This is a genomic window from Hydrogenophaga sp. A37 (assembly GCF_002001205.1).
GTDB lineage: Bacteria > Pseudomonadota > Gammaproteobacteria > Burkholderiales > Burkholderiaceae_C > Hydrogenophaga.
Genome location: NZ_MUNZ01000188.1, coordinates 34262 through 54002, shown reverse-complemented (window position 1 = coordinate 54002; position 19741 = coordinate 34262). Strand labels below are relative to the sequence as shown.

Annotated in this window: 26 protein-coding genes and 1 tRNA gene; 17 read left to right on the top strand and 10 right to left on the bottom strand. The window is 66.6% G+C overall.

Going from position 1 to position 19741, the window contains the following annotated elements; genetic code table 11:
- The 8 genes from B0E41_RS24950 (at position 1) to B0E41_RS24920 (ending at position 4100) form a co-directional block, all read left to right on the top strand.
- The gene (locus B0E41_RS24950) at positions 1 to 1008 is read left to right on the top strand and encodes a class 1 fructose-bisphosphatase (RefSeq protein WP_077335614.1); all 1008 of its coding nucleotides are present in this window, start codon (positions 1 to 3) and stop codon (positions 1006 to 1008) included.
- Positions 1009 to 1019: 11 nt separating this feature from the next.
- Positions 1020 to 1095: transfer RNA gene (locus B0E41_RS24945), tRNA-Thr, on the top strand.
- Positions 1096 to 1178: 83 nt separating this feature from the next.
- Positions 1179 to 1658 (top strand): YeeE/YedE thiosulfate transporter family protein, encoded by a 480-nt coding sequence (locus tag B0E41_RS24940; RefSeq protein ID WP_077335877.1) that lies wholly within the window; start codon positions 1179 to 1181, stop codon positions 1656 to 1658.
- Entirely contained in the window at positions 1655 to 2080 is a 426-nt protein-coding gene (locus B0E41_RS24935; RefSeq protein ID WP_077335612.1) for a DUF6691 family protein, read from the top strand. The genes B0E41_RS24940 and B0E41_RS24935 overlap by 4 nt, the downstream gene beginning before the upstream one ends.
- 221 nt (positions 2081 to 2301) lie before the next feature.
- Positions 2302 to 2889 carry a thioredoxin fold domain-containing protein gene (locus B0E41_RS24930; protein WP_077335610.1) on the top strand — a complete coding sequence of 196 codons (588 nt, stop codon included), beginning with the start codon at positions 2302 to 2304 and terminating at the stop codon, positions 2887 to 2889.
- A gap of 65 nt (positions 2890 to 2954) precedes the next feature.
- Positions 2955 to 3095: a hypothetical protein gene (locus B0E41_RS27285; protein ID WP_171984873.1), complete on the top strand. Its 141-nt coding sequence runs from the start codon at positions 2955 to 2957 to the stop codon at positions 3093 to 3095.
- Positions 3096 to 3108: 13 nt separating this feature from the next.
- Positions 3109 to 3390 carry a DUF427 domain-containing protein gene (locus B0E41_RS24925; protein WP_077335608.1) on the top strand — a complete coding sequence of 94 codons (282 nt, stop codon included), beginning with the start codon at positions 3109 to 3111 and terminating at the stop codon, positions 3388 to 3390.
- A 104-nt stretch (positions 3391 to 3494) separates the two neighbouring features.
- Positions 3495 to 4100 (top strand): hypothetical protein, encoded by a 606-nt coding sequence (locus tag B0E41_RS24920; protein ID WP_077335606.1) that lies wholly within the window; start codon positions 3495 to 3497, stop codon positions 4098 to 4100.
- Positions 4101 to 4134: 34 nt separating this feature from the next.
- Here B0E41_RS24920 and B0E41_RS24915 read toward each other — a convergent pair whose 3' ends face one another.
- Together B0E41_RS24915 and B0E41_RS24910 are read right to left on the bottom strand one after the other, a co-directional pair.
- The gene (locus B0E41_RS24915) at positions 4135 to 5355 is read right to left on the bottom strand and encodes an MFS transporter (protein WP_077335604.1); all 1221 of its coding nucleotides are present in this window, start codon (positions 5353 to 5355) and stop codon (positions 4135 to 4137) included.
- Positions 5342 to 5827 carry a MarR family winged helix-turn-helix transcriptional regulator gene (locus tag B0E41_RS24910; RefSeq protein ID WP_077335602.1) on the bottom strand — a complete coding sequence of 162 codons (486 nt, stop codon included), beginning with the start codon at positions 5825 to 5827 and terminating at the stop codon, positions 5342 to 5344. The genes B0E41_RS24915 and B0E41_RS24910 overlap by 14 nt, the downstream gene beginning before the upstream one ends.
- A gap of 52 nt (positions 5828 to 5879) precedes the next feature.
- Here B0E41_RS24910 and B0E41_RS24905 point away from each other — a divergent pair, with 52 nt between their 5' ends.
- Both B0E41_RS24905 and gloA read left to right on the top strand, forming a co-directional pair.
- A complete protein-coding gene (locus B0E41_RS24905; RefSeq protein ID WP_077335600.1) occupies positions 5880 to 6443 on the top strand; it encodes a PaaI family thioesterase in 564 nt (187 codons plus the stop codon).
- A 32-nt stretch (positions 6444 to 6475) separates the two neighbouring features.
- On the top strand, positions 6476 to 6889 hold the full coding sequence (gloA, locus tag B0E41_RS24900) for a lactoylglutathione lyase (protein WP_077335598.1): 414 nt from the start codon (positions 6476 to 6478) through the stop codon (positions 6887 to 6889).
- A 69-nt stretch (positions 6890 to 6958) separates the two neighbouring features.
- Here gloA and B0E41_RS24895 read toward each other — a convergent pair whose 3' ends face one another.
- Positions 6959 to 7546, bottom strand: coding sequence for an OmpA family protein (locus B0E41_RS24895; RefSeq protein WP_077335596.1), 588 nt, complete (start codon positions 7544 to 7546; stop codon positions 6959 to 6961).
- A 194-nt stretch (positions 7547 to 7740) separates the two neighbouring features.
- Between B0E41_RS24895 and B0E41_RS24890 the strand changes: the two genes are divergently transcribed.
- The gene (locus B0E41_RS24890) at positions 7741 to 8304 is read left to right on the top strand and encodes a gamma-glutamylcyclotransferase (RefSeq protein WP_077335875.1); all 564 of its coding nucleotides are present in this window, start codon (positions 7741 to 7743) and stop codon (positions 8302 to 8304) included.
- Positions 8305 to 8356: 52 nt separating this feature from the next.
- Positions 8357 to 8992, top strand: a complete 636-nt coding sequence (gene pdxH / locus B0E41_RS24885) for a pyridoxamine 5'-phosphate oxidase (protein ID WP_077335595.1) — start codon at positions 8357 to 8359, stop codon at positions 8990 to 8992.
- 95 nt (positions 8993 to 9087) lie between these two features.
- On the opposite strand, the gene folK is transcribed toward pdxH, so the two are convergent.
- The 5 genes from folK to B0E41_RS24860 are packed head-to-tail and all read right to left on the bottom strand — an operon-like array spanning position 9088 to position 13729.
- Positions 9088 to 9555 carry a 2-amino-4-hydroxy-6-hydroxymethyldihydropteridine diphosphokinase gene (gene folK / locus B0E41_RS24880; protein WP_253195155.1) on the bottom strand — a complete coding sequence of 156 codons (468 nt, stop codon included), beginning with the start codon at positions 9553 to 9555 and terminating at the stop codon, positions 9088 to 9090.
- 20 nt (positions 9556 to 9575) lie between these two features.
- Positions 9576 to 11243: a polynucleotide adenylyltransferase PcnB gene (pcnB, locus tag B0E41_RS24875; RefSeq protein WP_077335591.1), complete on the bottom strand. Its 1668-nt coding sequence runs from the start codon at positions 11241 to 11243 to the stop codon at positions 9576 to 9578.
- The gene (locus tag B0E41_RS24870; protein WP_077335589.1) at positions 11240 to 11908 is read right to left on the bottom strand and encodes an HAD family hydrolase; all 669 of its coding nucleotides are present in this window, start codon (positions 11906 to 11908) and stop codon (positions 11240 to 11242) included. The genes pcnB and B0E41_RS24870 overlap by 4 nt, the downstream gene beginning before the upstream one ends.
- Before the next feature lie 7 nt (positions 11909 to 11915).
- The gene (hda, locus tag B0E41_RS24865) at positions 11916 to 12602 is read right to left on the bottom strand and encodes a DnaA regulatory inactivator Hda (protein WP_077335587.1); all 687 of its coding nucleotides are present in this window, start codon (positions 12600 to 12602) and stop codon (positions 11916 to 11918) included.
- 17 nt (positions 12603 to 12619) lie between these two features.
- The gene (locus B0E41_RS24860) at positions 12620 to 13729 is read right to left on the bottom strand and encodes an AI-2E family transporter (protein WP_077335585.1); all 1110 of its coding nucleotides are present in this window, start codon (positions 13727 to 13729) and stop codon (positions 12620 to 12622) included.
- Between the two features lie 190 nt (positions 13730 to 13919).
- Between B0E41_RS24860 and purM the strand changes: the two genes are divergently transcribed.
- From purM to B0E41_RS24835, 5 genes are all read left to right on the top strand, one after another.
- On the top strand, positions 13920 to 14957 hold the full coding sequence (gene purM, locus B0E41_RS24855) for a phosphoribosylformylglycinamidine cyclo-ligase (RefSeq protein ID WP_077335583.1): 1038 nt from the start codon (positions 13920 to 13922) through the stop codon (positions 14955 to 14957).
- A 178-nt stretch (positions 14958 to 15135) separates the two neighbouring features.
- Positions 15136 to 15867 (top strand): Crp/Fnr family transcriptional regulator, encoded by a 732-nt coding sequence (locus tag B0E41_RS24850; protein WP_077335581.1) that lies wholly within the window; start codon positions 15136 to 15138, stop codon positions 15865 to 15867.
- A 129-nt stretch (positions 15868 to 15996) separates the two neighbouring features.
- Positions 15997 to 16554 carry an isochorismatase family protein gene (locus B0E41_RS24845; protein WP_077335579.1) on the top strand — a complete coding sequence of 186 codons (558 nt, stop codon included), beginning with the start codon at positions 15997 to 15999 and terminating at the stop codon, positions 16552 to 16554.
- Positions 16555 to 16617: 63 nt separating this feature from the next.
- The gene (locus tag B0E41_RS24840; RefSeq protein ID WP_077335577.1) at positions 16618 to 17229 is read left to right on the top strand and encodes a DJ-1/PfpI family protein; all 612 of its coding nucleotides are present in this window, start codon (positions 16618 to 16620) and stop codon (positions 17227 to 17229) included.
- On the top strand, positions 17226 to 18212 hold the full coding sequence (locus B0E41_RS24835; RefSeq protein ID WP_253195153.1) for a helix-turn-helix domain-containing protein: 987 nt from the start codon (positions 17226 to 17228) through the stop codon (positions 18210 to 18212). The genes B0E41_RS24840 and B0E41_RS24835 overlap by 4 nt, the downstream gene beginning before the upstream one ends.
- Positions 18213 to 18215: 3 nt before the next feature.
- Here the strand turns inward: B0E41_RS24835 and B0E41_RS24830 are convergent, their stop codons facing one another.
- Both B0E41_RS24830 and B0E41_RS24825 read right to left on the bottom strand, forming a co-directional pair.
- Entirely contained in the window at positions 18216 to 18848 is a 633-nt protein-coding gene (locus B0E41_RS24830; protein WP_253195151.1) for an NAD-dependent dehydratase, read from the bottom strand.
- A 10-nt stretch (positions 18849 to 18858) separates the two neighbouring features.
- Complete coding sequence (locus B0E41_RS24825) at positions 18859 to 19716, bottom strand: tetratricopeptide repeat protein (protein ID WP_077335575.1); 858 nt, start codon at positions 19714 to 19716, stop codon at positions 18859 to 18861.
- Between the last annotated feature and the right edge of the window lie 25 nt (positions 19717 to 19741).

Genomic DNA, 19741 nt, shown 5'->3' with positions numbered 1-19741 from the left:
ATGACCAAAAAAATCTCCCTCACCCGCTACCTCGTCGAACAACAGCGCGTCGATGGCCACATCCCGGGCGACCTGCGCCTGCTGCTGGAAGTGGTGGCGCGCTCGTGCAAGAGCATCAGCCAGGCCGTCAACAAGGGTGACCTCGGGGGCATCCTCGGCGCCGCCGACACCGAGAACGTGCAAGGCGAGATGCAGAAGCAGCTCGACATCATCGCCAACGAGGTGCTGATCGAAGCCAACGAATGGGGCGGCCACCTGGCGGCCATGGCCAGCGAAGAGATGGACAGCATCTACGTGGTGCCCAACCGCTACCCGCAGGGCGAATACCTGCTCATGTTCGACCCGCTCGACGGCTCCTCGAACATCGACGTGAATGTGTCCATCGGCACCATCTTCAGCGTGCTCAAGAAGCCCGAAGGCAGCCCGGGGGTGAGCGAGGCCGACTTCCTGCAGCCCGGTAGCCAGCAGGTGGCCGCCGGCTATTGCGTCTACGGCCCACAGACCACGCTGGTCCTGACGGTGGGCGACGGCGTGGTCATGTTCTCGCTGGACCGGGAACAGGGTTCCTTCGTGCTGATCAAGGAGAACGTCGAGATCCCCGCCGACACCAAGGAATTTGCGATCAACATGAGCAACATGCGGCACTGGGACGAGCCGGTGAAGCGCTATGTCGACGAGTGCCTGGCCGGCAAGGAAGGCCCACGCGGCAAAGACTTCAACATGCGCTGGGTCGCCTCCATGGTGGCCGACGTGCACCGCATCCTCACGCGCGGCGGCGTGTTCCTGTACCCCTGGGACAAGCGTGAACCCCAGAAAGCCGGCAAGCTGCGCCTGATGTACGAAGCCAACCCCATGAGCTGGCTGGTGGAGCAAGCGGGCGGCGCGGCCACCAACGGCCAGCAGCGCATCCTCGACATCCAACCGACCAAACTGCACGAGCGCGTGAGCGTGATCCTGGGCTCGAAGAACGAAGTCGAGCGCATCACCAGCTACCACGGCACGCTATAATCGCGGGCGTTGCCGGTGTAGCTCAGTCGGTAGAGCAGCTCATTCGTAATGAGAAGGTCGGGTGTTCGATTCATCTCTCCGGCACCACACAATTTGATCAGCCCGCTGTCTCCTGGACAGCGGGCTTTTTCATTCTCGGCCCGTGCGCAGCACGACCTCCTTGGATGCCCATGGACACCCTGATTCCTGCCTCCCTTTTTCCCTTCGGCTGGCAACACTACCTGCTCGGCGGCGCGCTCATCGGCGCCGGTGTCGCGCTGCTCTTCGTGAGCACCGGCCTGATTGGCGGCATGAGCACGGTGTTTTCATCGTCCTGGTCGTTTGTCGTCCAGCGTCCGTTCTTCCAGCAGGCGCGTTTCACGGACTCGCGCGCCTGGCGCCTCGTCTATGCGCTGGGGCTGATCCTGGGGGCGCTGGTCTGGTGGCTGGGGTTCTCCGATGGCACACCCGGTTCCACCGATGTTCCCGCCTGGCAACTGCTCATGGGCGGACTGCTCGTGGGCTATGGTGCACGGCTCGGCAACGGTTGCACCTCCGGTCACGGCATCTGCGGCCTGGGCTCGCTGCAGTGGCCCTCGCTGGCGGCGGTGCTGACCTTCATGGCCACGGCGTTTCTGACCGCCAACCTCGTCGGTAGGTGGTTCGCATGAGTGGCTTCGTGGTCACCCCACTCAAAGCCCTGGCCGTGCTGGCCAGCGGTGCGCTGTTCGGTTTCGGCCTTTCGCTGTCCTCCATGGTCAAGCCCGAGGTGGTGCTGGGTTTTCTGCGCTTTCAGGACTTCGGGCTGATGCTGGTGATGGGCGGTGGGGTAGTGGTCACCTTGCTGGCCTACCGCTTCGGGCCGCGTCTCATGCGGCAGCCGCTGCTCGGTGGCCATTTCCATCGGCACGTGAGTCACTGGAACCGCGACACCCTGGTCGGTGCGGCGCTGTTTGGCGTGGGCTGGGGCCTGTGCGGCGTGTGCCCGGGGGCAGCCATCGCGGGCCTGGGCACCGGCAACGTGGACCTGCTCTGGGCACTGGGCGGCATCGCCCTGGGTGCGCTGGCGCAGGGATTGCGGGCCAAGGCCTGAGAGGCTGAGAGTCTTTCGTCCATGCCCGCCTTGCACGCCAAAACGACCCAGTTCGTCGTTGCAAATGCTCGCCGTAGCCCGAGCTACGGCTGTGTTTTGCGCCTAGACCCGGGCCGTTTTGGCGCGCCTTTCAGGCCCGGCCGAAAAACTCTCAGCCTCTGCCGGAACCGCGACGCCCTGCGATGATCTCAACCCGTCATTCCTCTCCCCGATTCCACTCCATGACCACACGACGTTTTGCTCTGACCTTTCTGGCGACCACCCCGCTCTGGCTCACCGCTTGTTCGAAAGAAGAGGCCAGCAGCGTTCCCACCGCCAGCCGCATCGAGACCGCGCAGGCTTTCGACACCTTGGCCGCCGAGGCGAAAGGCTTCACCGCCGGTGCCTTGATGAGCGCGCAGACCGTCTATGTGCTGTTCGATCCACAGTGCCCCCACTGCAGCCACCTGTGGGAAGCCTCCCTGCCACTGCACACCAAGATCAAGTTCGTCTGGGCGCCCGTGGCCCTGCTCGGCCCCAAGAGCCTGCCCCAGGGCGCGGCCCTGATGCAGGCTGCCAACCCGGTCGAGGCCATGGGCGCGCATGAAAAATCCCTGCTCGCCGGACAAGGAGGCACCGCCGCATCGGCCAGCATCCCTGCCGACATCGAAGCGGCGATCAAAGCCAACACCCTGCTGCTCGACCGCCTCGGCGCCGAGTCGGTGCCCTACATCGTGGCGCGCAACGCGACCAGCGGCCAGATCGTGGCCAAGGCCGGATCGATGGACACGCCGGCCCTCGCCGAATTTCTGGGTCTTGCGCGGCCTTGAACCGGCCCTGTCGGCATTAACATTCAACCTTCTGCCGCAACTCGCGGCCCGCAAAGGAGCACACCATGGGCAAAGAACAACGCAACGAAAAAATGTCGAAAAAACCGAAAAAGGACACCTCCGCTCCCAAAGGACCGGGCACCTCGGACCGTCCGATGCCCCCGATGACCTCGGTCATCCCGCGCGGCAAAGAGAAGAACAAGTGACGAGGGCGCTGGCGTGAAGGCCACCTGGAACGGCGCCATGATCGCCGAGAGCGACGACACGGTCCTGGTCGAGGGCAACCACTACTTTCCCGAAAGTGCGCTCAACCGCGCCTTTGTGACCTTCAGCAACCACCGCACGGCCTGCGCCTGGAAGGGCCAGGCCCATTACCACTCGCTGCTGGTCAACGGCGAGCTGAACCCGGATGCCGTCTGGTACTACCCGGACCCGAAACCCGAGGCAGAGAACATCCGGGGGCGTGTGGCATTCTGGAAAGGCGTCAAGGTTGAGGCTTGAGTCCCGCAAGCCTCCTGCCATGACCCGTAGGGGCTTGGCACAGCGTCCATCATCTTGAGCCCGTGTGACCACACACTGGCTGCCCGTCGAATGCCTGCCCACCCATGGACGCTCTGACCCTTTTCCTCCTGTTCGCCGTTGGCGGCTACCTCCTGAAATCCAGAGAACAGCGCCAACGCATCGCCCTGCTCGCGAACCACCTGGGGCGCCACCAGATCGAGAAGCTGATGGAACGCCTGAACGAGGGCTACATGCGGGCCCTGGGCGAGAGCGACCCTGATCGACAGGCGCAGATCTGGTCCATGCACGAAGCGACCGAACAGCAACTGGCCCAACAGTTTCAACGCTTCAGCGACGAACTGTCGCAAGCCGATGAAGCCTCTACCCGCGTCAATCGCAACCCCCTGCCCCACGCCCACCGCTGGCTGCCCGCCTTCCTTGCGCCGGGTTTTGACCTGAGGGAGGTGATGCGCGTGCACGCCAGAGGCATCGCGCAGACGCTGGACAGCGCGTCACCCGATCCCCGAAAAAAGGCCCGCACGCTGCTGGCCGAGCTTTACCTGATGCAGCACAGCTGCCACTGGTATTGCCGCTCGCGCAGCGTGGCCTCGGCGCGCCTGCTGGTGCGCCACCAGACGACCTACGAGCAACTCCTGGACGCGGTCTCTCCGGCCACGCGGGACGCCTACCTGAAGCTCGTGCAGGGCTGACGCCCACCGCCCGCAACCCCCTGCCCTCGTCCGCTCAGGCGGGTTGCAAACGCACCGGCGCCTGCTCCTTGATCGGCAGATGGACCAAGGCTGCGGCCACCGCCAGCACGATATCGAGGTACCAGACCCAGTCGTAGTTGCCGGTGGCCTCGAACACCTGACCACCCAGCCACGCGCCGAGGAAACCGCCCGCCTGGTGCGACAGCATCACCAGACCGAACAGCATGGCCATGTTGCCGGTGCCGAAGAACTTGGCCACCAACCCCACCGTGGGTGGCACGGTGGACAGGAACGTGAGCCCCATCACGGCGGCGAACACCAAAAGCACCGCCTCGGTCTTAGGCGCCAGCAGGAACACCAGCACCGCCACTGCCCGCGAGGCGTACACCAGAGACAGCAGCGACTTCATGCGCCAGCGGCCCACGGCCCAGCCCATGGTCAGGCTGCCGATGATGTTGAACAGACCGATCACGCCCAGCGCCCAGGCCCCCACCGGCGCCGGCAGCCCGCAGGCCGCTACAACGCCCGGCAGGTGTGTGGCGAGGAACGCGACGTGAAAACCGCAGACGAAGAACCCCGCCGACAGCAGCAGGTAGCTCGGCGTGTGCAGCGCGCAGCGGATGGCCTCGCGCGCCGGCAGCGCAATGGCCGGCACCGCACCCGGCGCTGCGGCCGGGCCGGGCCCGCGCAGCACCCAGGCGGCGGGCAAGGCCAGCAGCACGATGAAGCCCAGCGCCTGCAGCGCCCCCATCCAGCCCAGGCTGGCGGTGAGTGCGGCAGCCAGCGGTGCCATGAGGAACTGGCCAAACGAGCCGCCGGCGTTGACCACACCCGTGGCCATGCCGCGCCGCTCGGCCGGGATCAGTCGCGCGGTCGCGGCCATCAACACCGACGGCCCCGCCATGCCCGCGCCCCCCGCGGCCAGCACGCCGATGGCGAAAATGAGACCCCAGGTGGTCGTCATGAACGGCGTGAGAAATGTGCCCAAGGCCACCAGCAGCACGCCGACCAACAGCACACGCCCCGCGCCCACGCGGTCGGCCACCGCGCCGGCAAACGGCTGCGTGAGGCCCCACCAGAGCTGCCCGAAGGCGAAGGCCAGGCTGATGCTGCCCACGCCCAGACCGGTGGCGGTGTTCAGCGGGGAGAGAAAGAAGCCCATGGTCTGGCGCGTTCCCATGGTGAGCGCAAAGGCGCCCGCCGCCGCCAGCAACACCAGCCACCAGACCACGCCCGGGGTGTCATGCCGTTTCATGGGTGTCTCCTTCGGGGTTGAGCAGGTCCATGGATTCGTCGATCAGCGCGTGCAATGCCAGCACCCGGTCCAGACCCAGCGTCTGGTTGATGCCCTCCTGCGCGACGCGCCAGCGCCGCTGCGCCTCGGTGCGTTTGGCCAGACCTGCGGGTGTGGCGCTGATGAGGCGGCTGCGCGCGTCCGCACCCGGGCTCACCAACAACCAGCCGGCCGCCACCAGCGGCTGCAGGTTGCGCGAGAGCGTGGAAGTGCTCATCTTCATCTGCGCCGCGAGATCCACCGCCCGGATCGGCCCAAGCTTCACCACATAGGACAGCAGCGAGTACTGCGTGGTCTTGAGACCGGTCTTGCCGAGCTCGGCGTCGTAGTGGCTGGCAATGCGGCGCATCAGCTGGCGCAGCTTGAGATTGGTGCAGCCCTGGGGCTTGACCGGAGAGGCTGTGGGGGTTGACGCGGTGGCGACAGGGTTCATGCATTTCATTGTATCTACAATAGATGCATATACATCAGTTATGGAGAACCCCATGAGCGCAAATCACACCCTGGAAACCTGGCTGGCGCAGGAGCGCGAGATCCTGCAGCGTCTGGCCACCGGCCCGGGTCCAGGCGTGGCGCGGCCGGAGCAGATCGCCGGCAAAAGTGGGCTGGAGCAGATGCAGGCCATGCTCAACGGCGACATTCCCTTTGCGGCCATCGCCCAGACGCTGGACTTCCTGATCGTCGAGGTGGGCGAAGGCAGCGCCGTGTTCCAGGGCACGCCCGGCCCACAACACTTAAACCCCATGGGCACGGTGCACGGCGGCTGGTTCGCCACCCTGCTCGACTCTGCGCTCGGCTGCGCCGTGCACACCAGGATGCCCGCCGGCCGTGCCTACACCACGGCCGAGCTGAGCGTGAACATCGTGCGCGCGCTCACCCCCAAGGTGCAGCGCGTGCGCGCCATCGGCCGCGTGATCCACTGCGGGCGCCAGCTCGCCACCGCCGACGCGCAACTGGTTGGTCCTGACGGCACGCTGTATGCCCATGCCACGACAACCTGCCTGGTCTTCGACATGCACCACAAGCCGGCGGGGGGGCCCACCACATAATCGGCGCCTCCCCCGTACAGAAAGGCCCCCCGATGCGATTCCTCCACACCATGCTGCGCGTGGGTAACCTGCAGCGCTCCATCGATTTCTACACCCAGGTGCTGGGCATGCAACTGCTGCGCACATCGGAGAACCCGCAGTACAAGTACTCGCTGGCCTTCCTCGGCTTTGATGGCGGCAACCCCGGCCAGGCCGAAATCGAACTCACCTACAACTGGGACACCGAGCACTACGAACTCGGCACCGCCTACGGCCACATCGCCCTGGGTGTGCCCGATGCGTACGCGGCCTGCGACAAGATCAAGGCCGCCGGTGGCAACGTGACGCGCGAAGCCGGGCCGGTCGCGGGCGGCACCACGGTGATTGCCTTTGTGACGGACCCCGATGGCTACAAGATCGAGTTGATCCAACGCGCCGAGAACGAGGCCGGTCAGGGCCTGCGCTGACACCTGGCCTGCCGCCCACAAAAAAGCCCGGTATTGCCGGGCTTTTTTGTGGGGAAAGCAAGTGTGCACCTACGGGGCGATCATCACTTCCACGCGACGCGCTTCGGCATTGTTGCCTGTGCCAGTGGTCTGCTCGGGCTTCTTGAGTTCCAGGCTCGACTCGGTCACACCCGCGCCGATCAATGCATCGCGCACGGCGAACGCACGCTTCTTGGCGATCTCGGCATTTTTTGCCGGATCGCCCGTGGCGTCATGGAAACCAGAGAGCACGAGCCGTTTGCCACCCTTGGCGGCAGCGATGGCATCGGTCAACGCACCGAGCGCGCCGGGTGCCAGCTCGAACTTGCTGGGTGCAAAGTAGAACTTCACCACACCGTTTTCCACCACCACGCTGGCGTCGTCGCCTGCGGCGGCAGCGGTCGGCGTGGCACCGGATGCTTCACCGGACGCAGCTGCGGCAACTGGTGCAGGCACGGCGCCAGCGGAAGCAGACGCCGCCCCTGCAGCACCGGCGGTGGCCGCCACCGCCACCTTGGCGCCATGGGAACGAACCTTCTGGATGCCCACACCCACTGCGAGGCCCACCGCCAACAGCACCGCTGCAATCAACACCACCGCGACAACGCGGTCTTCTGGGTTGTCATCTTGGGAAGACATGGGCGCACACTCCGTGAAGAATAATGAGGGGAAGAGAAAGAAAACCGCTTGGCGACTCACCCGGCGTTCGAACCGGTGAGGCCGAAACCAACCTTAGATTCTAAATGGCCGAATCCGCCGTCCACCCCCTCATTCCCGCTCCTCGCACCCGAAAGCCCGGCACCTGGGACCCCGCTCAGCGCAACGGCGCGCAGATGATGGCCCACACCCTGGCGCAATGGCGCTCCCTGGGACCGCAGGCCGATCTCTGGGTGTTCGGCTACGCATCGCTGGTGTGGCGCCCCGAATTCCAGGCGGCCGAGCAGCGCATCGCGCGGGTGCATGGCCACCACCGCTGCCTACACATGTGGAGCCGGGTGAACCGCGGCACGCCCGAGCGCCCGGGCCTGGTCTTCGCGTTGATGCGTGGCGGCAGTTGCACTGGCATGGCCCTGCGCCTGCCCCACGATCAAGTGGAGGCTCAGATGCCGGCCTTGTGGGCACGCGAGATGCCCAATCCGGTGTACGACCCGAAGTGGCTGCTGTGCCAGACCGACCAAGGCCCCGTCAGGGCGCTGGCCTTCACGCTCTCGGCGCGCAGCCCCAACCACACCGGCCCCCTGAGCGACGAGCGCTATCGCGAAATCTTTGCCCATTCGTGTGGGCGCTACGGCAGCACGCTGGACTACGCCCGCCAGACCCTGCACGGTCTGCGCGCACACGGCATCGAAGACCGCGCGCTGGCGCACCTGCTGCGCCTCGCGGACGATCTGCCTTGAAAGCTTGACCTGTCGCAGTGGCCGGCCACAGGCCCGCTCCTATACTGCCCGGATGAACATCGCCGACCTGCGCAAAAGCTACGAAAAAGCCGAACTCAGCGAGTCGGCCTCTCACGCCGATCCGTTGAAGCAATTTGAGCGCTGGCTCAACGAAGCCATCAGCGGCGAAGTGCCCGAGCCCAACGCCATGACCTTGGCCACCGTCGGGTCCAACCTGCGCCCGAGCACCCGCATCGTGCTCATCAAGGGGTTCGATGAAAGCGGCATTGTCTGGTACACCAACTACCAGAGCCACAAGGGCCGCGAGCTGGCCGGCAACCCCTTCGCCGCCTTGCAGTTTCACTGGGTCGAGATGGAGCGCGTGGTGCGCATTGAGGGCATGGTGGAGAAAGTGAGCGACGCCGAGAGCGACGCGTACTTCCACAGCCGCCCGCTCGACAGCCGCATCGGCGCCTGGGCCAGCCCGCAGAGCGAAGTGATCGACAGCCGCACCGTGCTGGTGACCAACGCGGCGAAATACGGCGCGCAATTCCTGCTGCAACCACCGCGCCCACCGCATTGGGGAGGTTATCGCTTGAAGCCCGACCACTGGCAGTTCTGGCAGGGCCGCAAGAGCCGTCTGCACGACCGGCTGCGCTACACGCTACAAGCCGACGGCGGGTGGCTGAGGGAGCGGTTGGCACCTTGACAGGATCCCCCCGCGCCACCTGCGGCTTCACCCGATGCGTGTGGCCCAGCGAAGCCGGTTCCACCTGGGTTAAATGCACGCGCTCCGGTTGCGATTTACAAGCGCCGGATCGCTTGCTTTGACACAGCTTTCAGCATCGCTTCGGTCACCAGCCCTGGCGCGATCTGATGCAAGGGCACCAGCACAAACGCCCGCTCCCCCATGCGCGGGTGCGGCACGGTCAGTTCTGCTGAATCGATGCTGGCGCTTCCGTACAGCAGCAGGTCCAGGTCCAGCGTGCGCGGTGCGTTGCGGTAGGGGCGCTCGCGACCGGCAGCTTGTTCGATGGCTTGCAGCGCTTGCAGCAGACGGGGGGCCGTGAGCGTGGTGGCAACCTCGGCCACGGCGTTGATGTAGTCGGGTCCACCCGATTCGATGGGCGCGGTGCAGTAGAGGCTGGACGCCTGGACCAGCCGGACACCGGGTGTGCCGCCGAGCGCGGCGAGCGCATCGCGCAGGGTCCGCTCGGCGTCACCGAGGTTGGCGCCGAGTGCCACAAAGGCGGTGACCTCATCGCGCGTCAACGCAGGGCTCCGAAGGGAGTTCAGTCGGCGCCGCCGGCATCGGCTGGGCCACCGGCACCGCCTTCACCGCCGGGCTTGCGGCGACGGCGACGGCGTTTCTTGGCCGGTGCCGTGCCATCGGTGCTGACGCCACCAGCGCCGGCCGGACCCGGCTGGGCGCCATCGTCGTCCCCGTCGGCATCGCCCTCGTCACCCGCCGCCCGGAAGCGGGGATCGGGTGCCGTTGCCTGCGCCTGGTTGGCAGGATGATCGGTGTCGCTGCGCTTCACGCGCCGCGCGCCGCCCGGGCCCGCCTTGGGCTGGTTGACCTTGCGCTGCGCGTCCACCATGTCTTCGCGCACTTCGTCGCTCGCCATGCTGAAGGTTTCCCACCAGTGGGCCAGCTCTTCTTCCACCTCGCCCACCTGCGCGCGCAGGCGCAGGAAGTCGAAGCCGGCGCGGAACCGAGCCTGGTCGACCAGGCTGAAGGGCGACGTGCCGACCCGCTTGTCGAAACGGGGCTGCATCATCCAGATCTCGCGCATGTCGGCACCGAGTTTGCCGCGGCCCGACACGTCGCCGATGCGGGACTCAAACACCTCGTCCACCGCATCCTGTAAGGCACCGAACGCCGGCGGCGGGCGCTGGTTGCCACGCGGCTGCAGGCGCTGGCTCCAGCCCTTGCGCACGTCGGCCCACAACACGCAGGCCAGCAGGAAGCTCGGCGCCACCGGCTTGTTTTCACCGACACGGCGGTCGGTGTCCTGCAGCGCCAGCTTGACAAACTCGTCGTCGGCGCGTTCCACCACCACGTCGAGCAGCGGGTAGATGCCCGTGTTCAGCCCCACGGCCTTGAGCTGGGCCACGCTGGCGAGCGAGTGCCCGGTCTGCAGCAGCTTGAGCATTTCGTCGAACAGGCGGCTCTGCGGCACATCGGCCAGCAGCTTGCGCGACGAGGCCAGCGGCTCCAGTGTCTTGGCGTCGAAACTGAAACCCAGGCCACTGAGCTTGGCGGCGAAACGCACGGCCCGGATGATGCGCACCGGGTCTTCGCGGTAGCGCGTGGCGGCGTCGCCGATCATGCGCAAGGTCTTCTTTTTCGCGTCACGGATGCCGTTGTGGAAGTCGACCACGATCTCCGACTCGGGGTCGTAGTACATGGCGTTGATGCTGAAATCGCGGCGTGCGGCGTCCTGCTCGATCGGGCCCCACACGTTGTCGCGCAGCACGCGGCCGCTCGCGTCCACCGCGTGTTTCATGCCGGCGAGCTCGCCCTTGCTGGTGCGCTCGTTGCCCGCCACCTGCTCGGCGTCGGCGCTGTCGAGGTAGGCGCGAAAGGTCGAGACCTCGATCATTTCGTGTTCGCGTCCGCGGCCATAGACCACGTGCACGATGCGAAAACGCCGGCCGATGATGAAGGCGCGGCGGAACAGCCCTTTCACCTGCTCGGGCGTGGCGCTGGTGGCCACGTCGAAGTCTTTCGGGCGCAGGCCGAGCAACAGGTCGCGGACCGCGCCACCCACCAGGTAGGCCTCGAAACCCGCGGCTTTCAAGGTGTGCACCACGTCCAGCGCGCGCTGGTCCACCAGTTTGCGGTCGATGCCGTGCACAGATGCCGGCACATCGTCCCGCTTGCCGAACTTCGGTGTTTTGGCTGGCTTGGGCTCGTTGGACTTGCCCAGCAGCTTGTTGATGAATTTTTTGATCATTCGAATAGGTTCAGAATGCGCCAGCCCCGTTCGGCGGCAATGGCGCTGAGCCGGGCATCGGGATTGGTGGCCACCGGCTCGTGCACCTTGTCCAGCAGCGGCAAGTCGTTGATGGAGTCGCTGTAGAAGGTGCTGTGCTCGACGCGCGACCAGTCCAGACCACGCTCGGACAGCCATTGTTCCACACGAGCGACCTTGCCCTCCCGGAACGAGGGCGTGCCAAGAATTTCGCCGGTGGGATTGCCCTGGGCATCTCGCTCCAGATCGATGGCGATCAACTCCGGCACACCAAACGCATCGGCGATCGGGCGGGTCACGAAGGCGTTGGTCGCGGTGACCACGATCACCGTGTCGCCCGCTGCCTGGTGACGGCGCACCAGCTCCATGGCCTGCGGCTTCATGGCCGGGCGGATGACCTCGTCCATGAACCGGCGGTGCGCGGCGTTGCAAAGGGCCACGCCGTGTTCGGCCAGCGGAGCGACAGAGAAGCGGATGTATTCGTGAATGTCCAGCGTGCCGGCCTTGTACTGCTCGTAAAAGGCGTCGTTGGCACGGGTGTGGGTTTCAGCGTCGCGCCACCCCAGCGTGACGGTGAACTGTCCCCAGGAGTAATCGGAATCGATGGGAATCAGAGTGTGATCAAGATCGAAAAGGGCAAGTCTCATCAGAGTTTTATTCGTTTTCCAGCATGGATTTGATCAGCGGGATGGTGATCGCGCGCTGGGTGCGCAGAGCGTAGGCGTCGAGCTGGTCGAGCAGCATCATGAGGCTGGAGAGGTCGCGCGAGAAGCGGTTGAGCATGAAGTCCATGACCTCGTCGCTCAGGAACACGCCGCGTTCGTCGGCGGCGCGCCGCAGCACCGCGCGGCGCTCGGCCTCGCCCAGCGCCTTGACCTGAAACACATGGCCCCAGCCCAGGCGGGTGCGCAGGTCTTCGCGCAGCTGCAGGTCGGCTGGCGGCCGGTCGGCGGCCGCCAGCACCCAGCGCGCCGGTCCGTGCGCCGGGCTCTGGGCGTTGACGAACCAGTTGAAGGCCGCGGCCTGTTGCTCGGCGGTGTAGAGGTGACAGTCGTCCAGCAACACCGCGTCCCAGCGTTCGTCGAAATCGGCAGGATGCAGGGTCGATGCGTCGATCCAGCCGACATGGCTGCCATGGTCTCGCAACGCCTCGCGCGCCGCGCGCAGCAGATGGGTCTTGCCACTGCCGCATTCGCCCCAGAGAAACGTGGGCACGGGCGACCGCATGGGGTTGCCGGTCCACAGGCTCAGATGCTGCAGCGCTGCCTCGTTGCCCGCCGCCACGAAATTGGCCAGGGTCGGCACGGGCGCCAGGCCAATGTCGAGCGCCATCTGCTTCATGGGGGGCTGAACCGGCGTCATTCGGTGACGTCCTGATGGGCCGGCGCGGTGCCGGTCTGCGTCGGCGCATCCATGTACAAGCGGCTGGACAGGTAACCCGTCTTGGCTCGGCGAATCGCCACCAGCAGGATGGCACTCGCGGGCAGAGCGATCAGCACCCCCACAAAGCCAAAGAGGTGGCCGAAGGCCATCAAGGCGAAGATGACGGCAATCGGGTGCAGGCCGATGCGCTCGCCAAGCAGGCGAGGTGTCACATACATGCTCTCGACCACCTGGCCCACGGTGTAGACCGCTGCGACCAGCGCCACCCCCAGCAAGGACTGGAACTGCAGCACCGCGGCGAGCAAGCCCATGACCAAGCCCAGACCAAAACCCAGGTAGGGGATGAACACCGCCAGACCGGTGAACACGCCGATCGGCAGCGCGAGCTTGAGCCCCACCAGCGCCAGCGCCACGGTATAGAACACGGCGAGCACGCCCATCACCAGCAGCTGGCCGCGCAGGTACTGGCCCAGCACATCGTCGGTCTCGTCCAGAAAGCTCTGCACGTTCGCGCGCCAGCGCGGCGGGATCAGGCCTTTGCTGCGCTCGACCAGGTTGGCCCAGTCCAGCAGCAGGTAATAGGCCACGATGGGCGTGAGCACCAGGTTGCCGAACACCGCCGCAAGCGCGCTGCCGCCGATGCGCAACGAAGAGAGCAGGCCGTCGATCAGCTCACCTTCGTGTCCGGTGATGAGCTTCTGCAGCCACCCGCGCACCATCGACACGTCCACCTGCAGATCCACGCCGAACCGCGCGGCCAGCGGGGTCAGGGAGTCGTTGACCCGGTCCAGCAGGGCCGGCACCTGCTCCTTGAGCAGCGGCACCTGCTTCGTGATCACCGGCACGATCAACAGCACCACAGCGGCCATCACGAGCATCAGCATCGCGATCGCCAGCCCCGCGCCCAGCCCGCGCGGAATTTTGTAGGCATGCAGCTTCTCCACCAGTGGGTGCAGCGCATATGCCAGCACCGCCGCCAGCAAAAACGGCGTGAGCACCGGCGCGAGCACCGCCAGAACGGCCCAGATCGCCAGGCCAATGGCAGCCCAGGACAAGAAGCGGATCTGGTTGGGGGTGAGGGTCATGGAGGGGTGCGTCGGGTGAATGGTCGGGCTGCAAGGGCGAACCCTTAAAATCTGGGGCAAATTCTAGTCCGCGCCTCTGAGCCACCGCCCAAAGGCCCCCGCCATCCTGTGCGGCGCCTCCGGCGCACCGGGCCCTGGCCCTCCCCGTCCCTCTCCGGAACCCTTCGCGGCACGCCGCAGCACCCTTGCCATGACCTCCAGCACCACCCCCCTCTCCTACAAAGACGCCGGCGTTGACATCGACGCGGGCGACGCGCTCGTCGAACGCATCAAGCCGCTGGCCAAGAAAACCATGCGCGAAGGCGTGCTGGCTGGCATCGGCGGTTTCGGCGCGCTGTTTGAAGTGCCCAAGCGCTACAAGGAACCGGTGCTGGTGTCGGGCACCGACGGCGTGGGCACCAAGCTCAAGCTGGCTTTTGAATGGAACATGCACGACACGGTCGGCATCGACCTGGTGGGCATGAGCGTGAACGACGTGCTGGTGCAGGGCGCCGAGCCGCTGTTCTTCCTCGACTATTTCGCCTGCGGCAAGCTGGACGTGGACACGGCCGCAGCCGTGGTCGGCGGCATCGCCCTGGGTTGTGAACTCTCCGGTTGCGCGCTGATCGGCGGCGAAACGGCCGAGATGCCCGGCATGTACCCGGCGGGTGAATACGACCTGGCTGGCTTCTGCGTCGGCGCGGTCGAAAAGTCCAAGATCCTGACCGGCCAGAGCGTGAAGCCCGGCGACGTGGTGCTGGGCCTGGCCTCGCACGGTGTGCATTCCAACGGTTTCTCGCTGGTGCGCAAGTGCATCGAGCGCGCCGGCGGCGAACTGCCCGCCACGCTGGACGGCCAGCCCTTCAAGCAGGCCATCATGAAACCCACCCGGCTCTACGTGAAGAACGTGCTGGCCGCGCTGGCCGCCCACCCCATCAAGGCCCTGGCGCACATCACCGGCGGCGGCCTGCTGGAGAACATCCCCCGCGTGCTGCCCGAAGGCACGGCCGCACACCTGAAGAAGGGCAGCTGGCCGCAGACCGAACTGTTCGCCTGGCTGCAGACCACTGCCGGCATCGACGACATCGAGATGAACCGCACCTTCAACAACGGCATCGGCATGGTGGTGGTGATCGCCGCTGAAGAGGCCGCCGCGTGCGCCGCGACGCTGCGCGGGCTGGGTGAGACGGTGTTTGAGATCGGCGTGATCGCGGTCAAGGGCGAAGGTGCTTCGGTCACCGTGGCCTGAGCCCCCTTTTCCCCACACTCAAAGGCCCGTTCGCGGGCCTTTGTCGCTTCACGTGGCGCTCATGGACCAGCCTGCACCTTGTAGGACAAGGCCCACGGCCATTGATCGTGGCCTCCTATGGCTCGAACAGGTGTCACGGGACAAGATGAGCGCATCTTCCCCCATCAGGAGCGCGCCAATGCACACCGTCTCTGCCCCCTATGGCGATCCACGAGACAACCATTTCCTGGCGTCGTTGCCCGAGTCGGTGTGGGCTCGGTGGCGTCACCAGTTGGAACCCGTTGACCTCTCTGCGGACCAGCAGCTTCATGCCTGCGCTACAAGCCTGGCCTATCTGCACTTCCCCACCACCGCCATGGTTTCGTTGCTGTATCTCACGAAAGACGGCGCATCCACAGAAATCTGTGCGGTGGGAAGTGATGGCGTGGTCGGCATCGATTCGTTGATGGGGGCAAACACCGCGCAAACCCTGGCCGTGGTGCAACGCGCCGGGCAAGGCTATCGTTTGCCCTCGCAGGCCGTGCGCCAGGAACTCACTCAGGCCGGCCCCGCCCTTCCCGTCATGCTGCGTTACGCCCACAGCCTGGTCGCGAAGGTGGCACAGACGGCCGTGTGCAACCACTTCCACTCGGTGGAACAACGGGTGTGCCGCCGCCTGCTGATCAGCCTGGACCAGGCACCGCAGAACGAGGTGGCACTGACGCACCAACAATTCTCCAACCTGCTGGGTGTGCGGCGCGAGAGCGTGACGGCAGTCGCGCACAAGCTGCAGGGCCGCGGCGTGATTCGCTACCACCGTGGCCACATCACCGTGCTGGACCGCCAGGGTCTGGAACAAGGCGCCTGCGAGTGTTACGCCATGGCGAGGCAACAATACGAGCGCACGCTCCCGATGCCACTGGCAGCATGAGGCTCCTCTGAATGGCGCTGGACGGCGATGTGTGTCCGAAAATGATCGAATATTGTCGCCATGAGCGCGGACGGGTTGCCCTTGAAGCGGAACAATATGGGCATTCCCCTTCCCATCAGGAGCCCCTACATGCCTTCCGCCTTGCTGGTCATCGACGTCCAGGAATCATTTCGTCATCATCCCTCGTTTTCAGAGCGTGATCTGCCCAATTACCTCGCTGCACAGAATGCGCTGATTGCCGGCTGCGTGGCACGAGCAGTGCCGGTGGTTCGCATCTTTCACAGTGACGGCCCGGAAACGATGGACAACCCGTTTTCGCTGGCCTCGGGGCACGTTCGGCCACTTCAGGGTCTGTCCGATTTTGATGCTTCGGCAACGTTCATCAAACACCGCCACAGCGCACTGGTGGGCACCGGGCTGGAGGTCTGGCTGACGCGCCATGGCATCGGCCGCCTGATCGTCAGCGGGATCCGCACCGAACAATGTTGCGAGACCACCACCCGCCACGCCTCAGACCTGGGCTGGTCGGTCGATTTCGTGACCGAGGCGACGCTGACCTTCGACATGGTGCAGCCCGACGGTCGGCCACTGAGCGCCGCCGACATCCAAAGCCGCACGGCCACCGTGCTCAAGGACCGCTTTGCGCGCATCTGCAGCGTGACCGAGGCGTTGGAGCAGCTGTCGTGAGCGCCGCGCCGGGCCGCCCCGGAGTCGCTCAGCCCCGCAGTGCGCAGCGCGGAGAGTCGTCCCGTGAGCACTGAGACGTTGACCGTGGCGATCCTGGCCTTCGACGAGGTCGAAGCACTCGACTTCGCCGGCCCCTACGAGGTGTTCACCACCGCGAGCCGCATGGCCTTGCGCGAACGCCCCTCAGACCCCGCGCCGTTCGAGGTGGTCAGCGTGGCACGCACCCGCGAGCCGGTGCGCGCCCGCGCCGGCTTGATGCTGCTGCCCGACCACGGTTTTGCCGATGCACCGCCGGTGGACGTGCTGATCGTGCCGGGCGGCGTCGTGGACGAGGCGATGCGCTGCCCCGAGACCCTGCGCTGGGTGGCTCAGGCGAGCGAGCGGGCGCTGCTGACGGCCTCGGTCTGTACCGGCGCCTTCGTGCTCGCGGCCAGCGGCGTGCTCACCGCCGGCCCGGTCACGACCCACTGGGAAGACCAGGCCGACCTCGCGCGCGCGTTCCCCGCACTGGCGGTGAAGTCCGGTGTGCGCTGGGTCGATCAGGGCCGGATCGTCACCTCCGGCGGCATCAGCGCCGGGATCGACATGAGCCTGCACCTGGTCGCGCGGCTCGCGGGCGAGGCGCTCGCGCTGCGCACCGCCAGGCAGATAGAGTTCCAGTGGACGCGCCATTGAGCGGACCGATCCGGGTCGACTTCGTGCTGCTTCCTGGCAGCCTGATCCTCGACTGGGCGGGCCCGGCCGAGGCGCTGCGCATCGCCAACCAGTGCCTGCTCGCCATCGGCCAGCCGGAGGCCTTCGAGCTGCGGTTCATCGGCCCACTGGCGCAGGCCATCAGCTCGGTCGGCGCCCAGGTCAGCGGCATTCAGCCTCTGCCCGACCCGGCTTCCGACGCGCGACCGGCGCCCACCTGGATCGTGTTGCTGGGCCAGCCCGGCGACACCGTCGACGTGCGCGCCCCGGGCGTGCCCGAGTTGCTGCATTGGTTGCGGGGCCTGCGGCTGCGGCCGGACCGGCTGGAGCTGGTGACGGTGTGTGCCGGCGCCATCCTGGCCGCGCACGCCGGGCTGCTCGACGGCCACCGTGCCACCACGCACCACCAGCACCTGGACGAGTTGCGCCAGGTGGCGCCGCGCTGCGACACGGTGGCCAACCGGGTGTTCGTGCTCGACGGCGTGGTGAGCAGCAGTGCGGGCGTGACCACCGGCATCGACCTGTTTCTGCATCGCATCGCCGCCGTCTGCGGCCCGGCGCTGGCGGCCCGGGTGGCCCAGACCATGGTGGTGGCGCTGCGGCGCGGCCCCGGCGATCCGGAGCTGTCGCCGTTCCTGCGCCACCGCGATCACATGCACCCCGCCGTGCACCGGGTGCAGGACGCGGTGAGCCAGGCCCCCCAACAAGGCTGGGACGCACAAACCATGGCCGAGGTGGCCTGCACGTCGCCGCGCCACCTGACGCGGCTTTTCATTCAACACGCGGGTATCGGGCCGATGCACTACTTGCGCAGCATCCGGCTCGATCTGGCCGAGGCCGCGCTGAACGCCGGCCGCAGCGTCGGACAGGCCGCCGAGATGGCCGGGTTCAGCTCCGACACGCAGTTGCGCCGCACCTGGCACCAGTTGGGGAAAAGTGGCTCGCCGGCTCGGCCCGCAGCCTGAAGCTCACAGCAGCTGTTCGGACATCAACACATGGGTGCCCGGCGCACCGGCGAGCGCCGACGACAGCAGGTGGTGGGCGATGCGCTCGGCGGGCACCACGCGGTAGCGCGGGGGCAGCACCGGACTCAGCCACTGCGACACCCTGACCGCCGCCTGTTCGGCCGGCCGTGCCACCTTGCGATCCCCGCCGATGAGGCCCGGTCTCACGAAGGTCAGCGAGGCAAACCCCAGCGCCTCCAGGTCGCGTTCAAGTTCACCTTTCGTGCGCGAGTAAAAGACGCGCGACGCGGGGTCGGCACCCAGCGCCGAGTTGAGGGCGTAGGCCCGGGCGCCGTGACGCAACGCGAGCTTGCCCACCTGCAGCGGGAGGTCGTGATCGACCCGGTAAAAAGCGGCCTGAGAGCCGGCCACCTTGATGGTCGTGCCCAGGGTGCAGATCACCGCGTCCACCGCCCACCAGTCGGCCCCTTCGGGCAGGTGGTCAAAATTCACCAGCGGGTTGAACAGCTTCGGGTGGAGCGGCAGCGCTCGGCGGGTGGGGGTGATCACCCAGGCCAACCGCGGGTCAGCCAAGGCCTGCTTCAACACGGCCTGGCCCACCAACCCGGTGGCGCCCACCAGCAACATGGTGCTCATGGGAGGCAGCTCAATTCAGCGCCCGACGCAGTTCCTGCATGCGCTGGGCGATGGCGTCGCGGTCGAGCGTGTCGTCGGTGTGGGCGACGTACACCTCCAGGTCAGCGACGGCGAGCCGGGCATCGCCCATCTCGGCCCAGGCAAGGCCCCGGTCGCGGTACTCGACCCAGGCGTCGGGCAGCAGGATCAATAGGCGGTCGAGCACGGCGATCAGGCGCAGCCAGTCTTCGGCGGTGCGGTGGATCTCCTTGAGGTTGCGCAACATGCGCGCCAGGATGTCGCGCGGGGGCGCGGCCTGCAGGTACAGGCCCACCGGCACGTCGAAATCGTCGACCAGGCCTCTGCGCCGCTTGTAGGGTTCCAGTCGCTCGGAGAGGTCTTCTCGACTGAGCGACTGGCCAGTGAACGGGTCGATCACCACCTGGCCTTCGGGCAGGTTGATCTTGACCAGGAAGTGCCCGGGGAAGTTGACGCCACGCGCCTTGAGTCCCAGCCCTTGCGCCAGCTCCAGCCAGAGCACGGCGAGCGAAATCGGTATGCCGCGCCGCGTCTTGAGCAGCACGTTGAGGTGGCTGTTGTCGGGGTCGTGGTAGTGGTTGACGTTGCCGCCAAACCCCATGTCGCGAAAGAAAAACTGGTTCAGCGTGCGCAGCCGCTGCAGCGGCCCGGCGTCTTCGGCGCAGCGTCGGCGCACCCTCGACAGGAGCTGGTCCAGATCGCCCAGCACCTCCTGGACGTCCAGATCGGGGTACTCGTCCTGCGCGATCGAGGCCGCGGCCTCCAGCAGCGGCAGGCTGTCGTCCTCGCTCACCAGCGAAGCGAAATAGGCCAGGGGTGTGGACGGGGGAAGCTGGTAGGCAGAAGGCATGGCATGGCGGCGACAGGCGCGACCC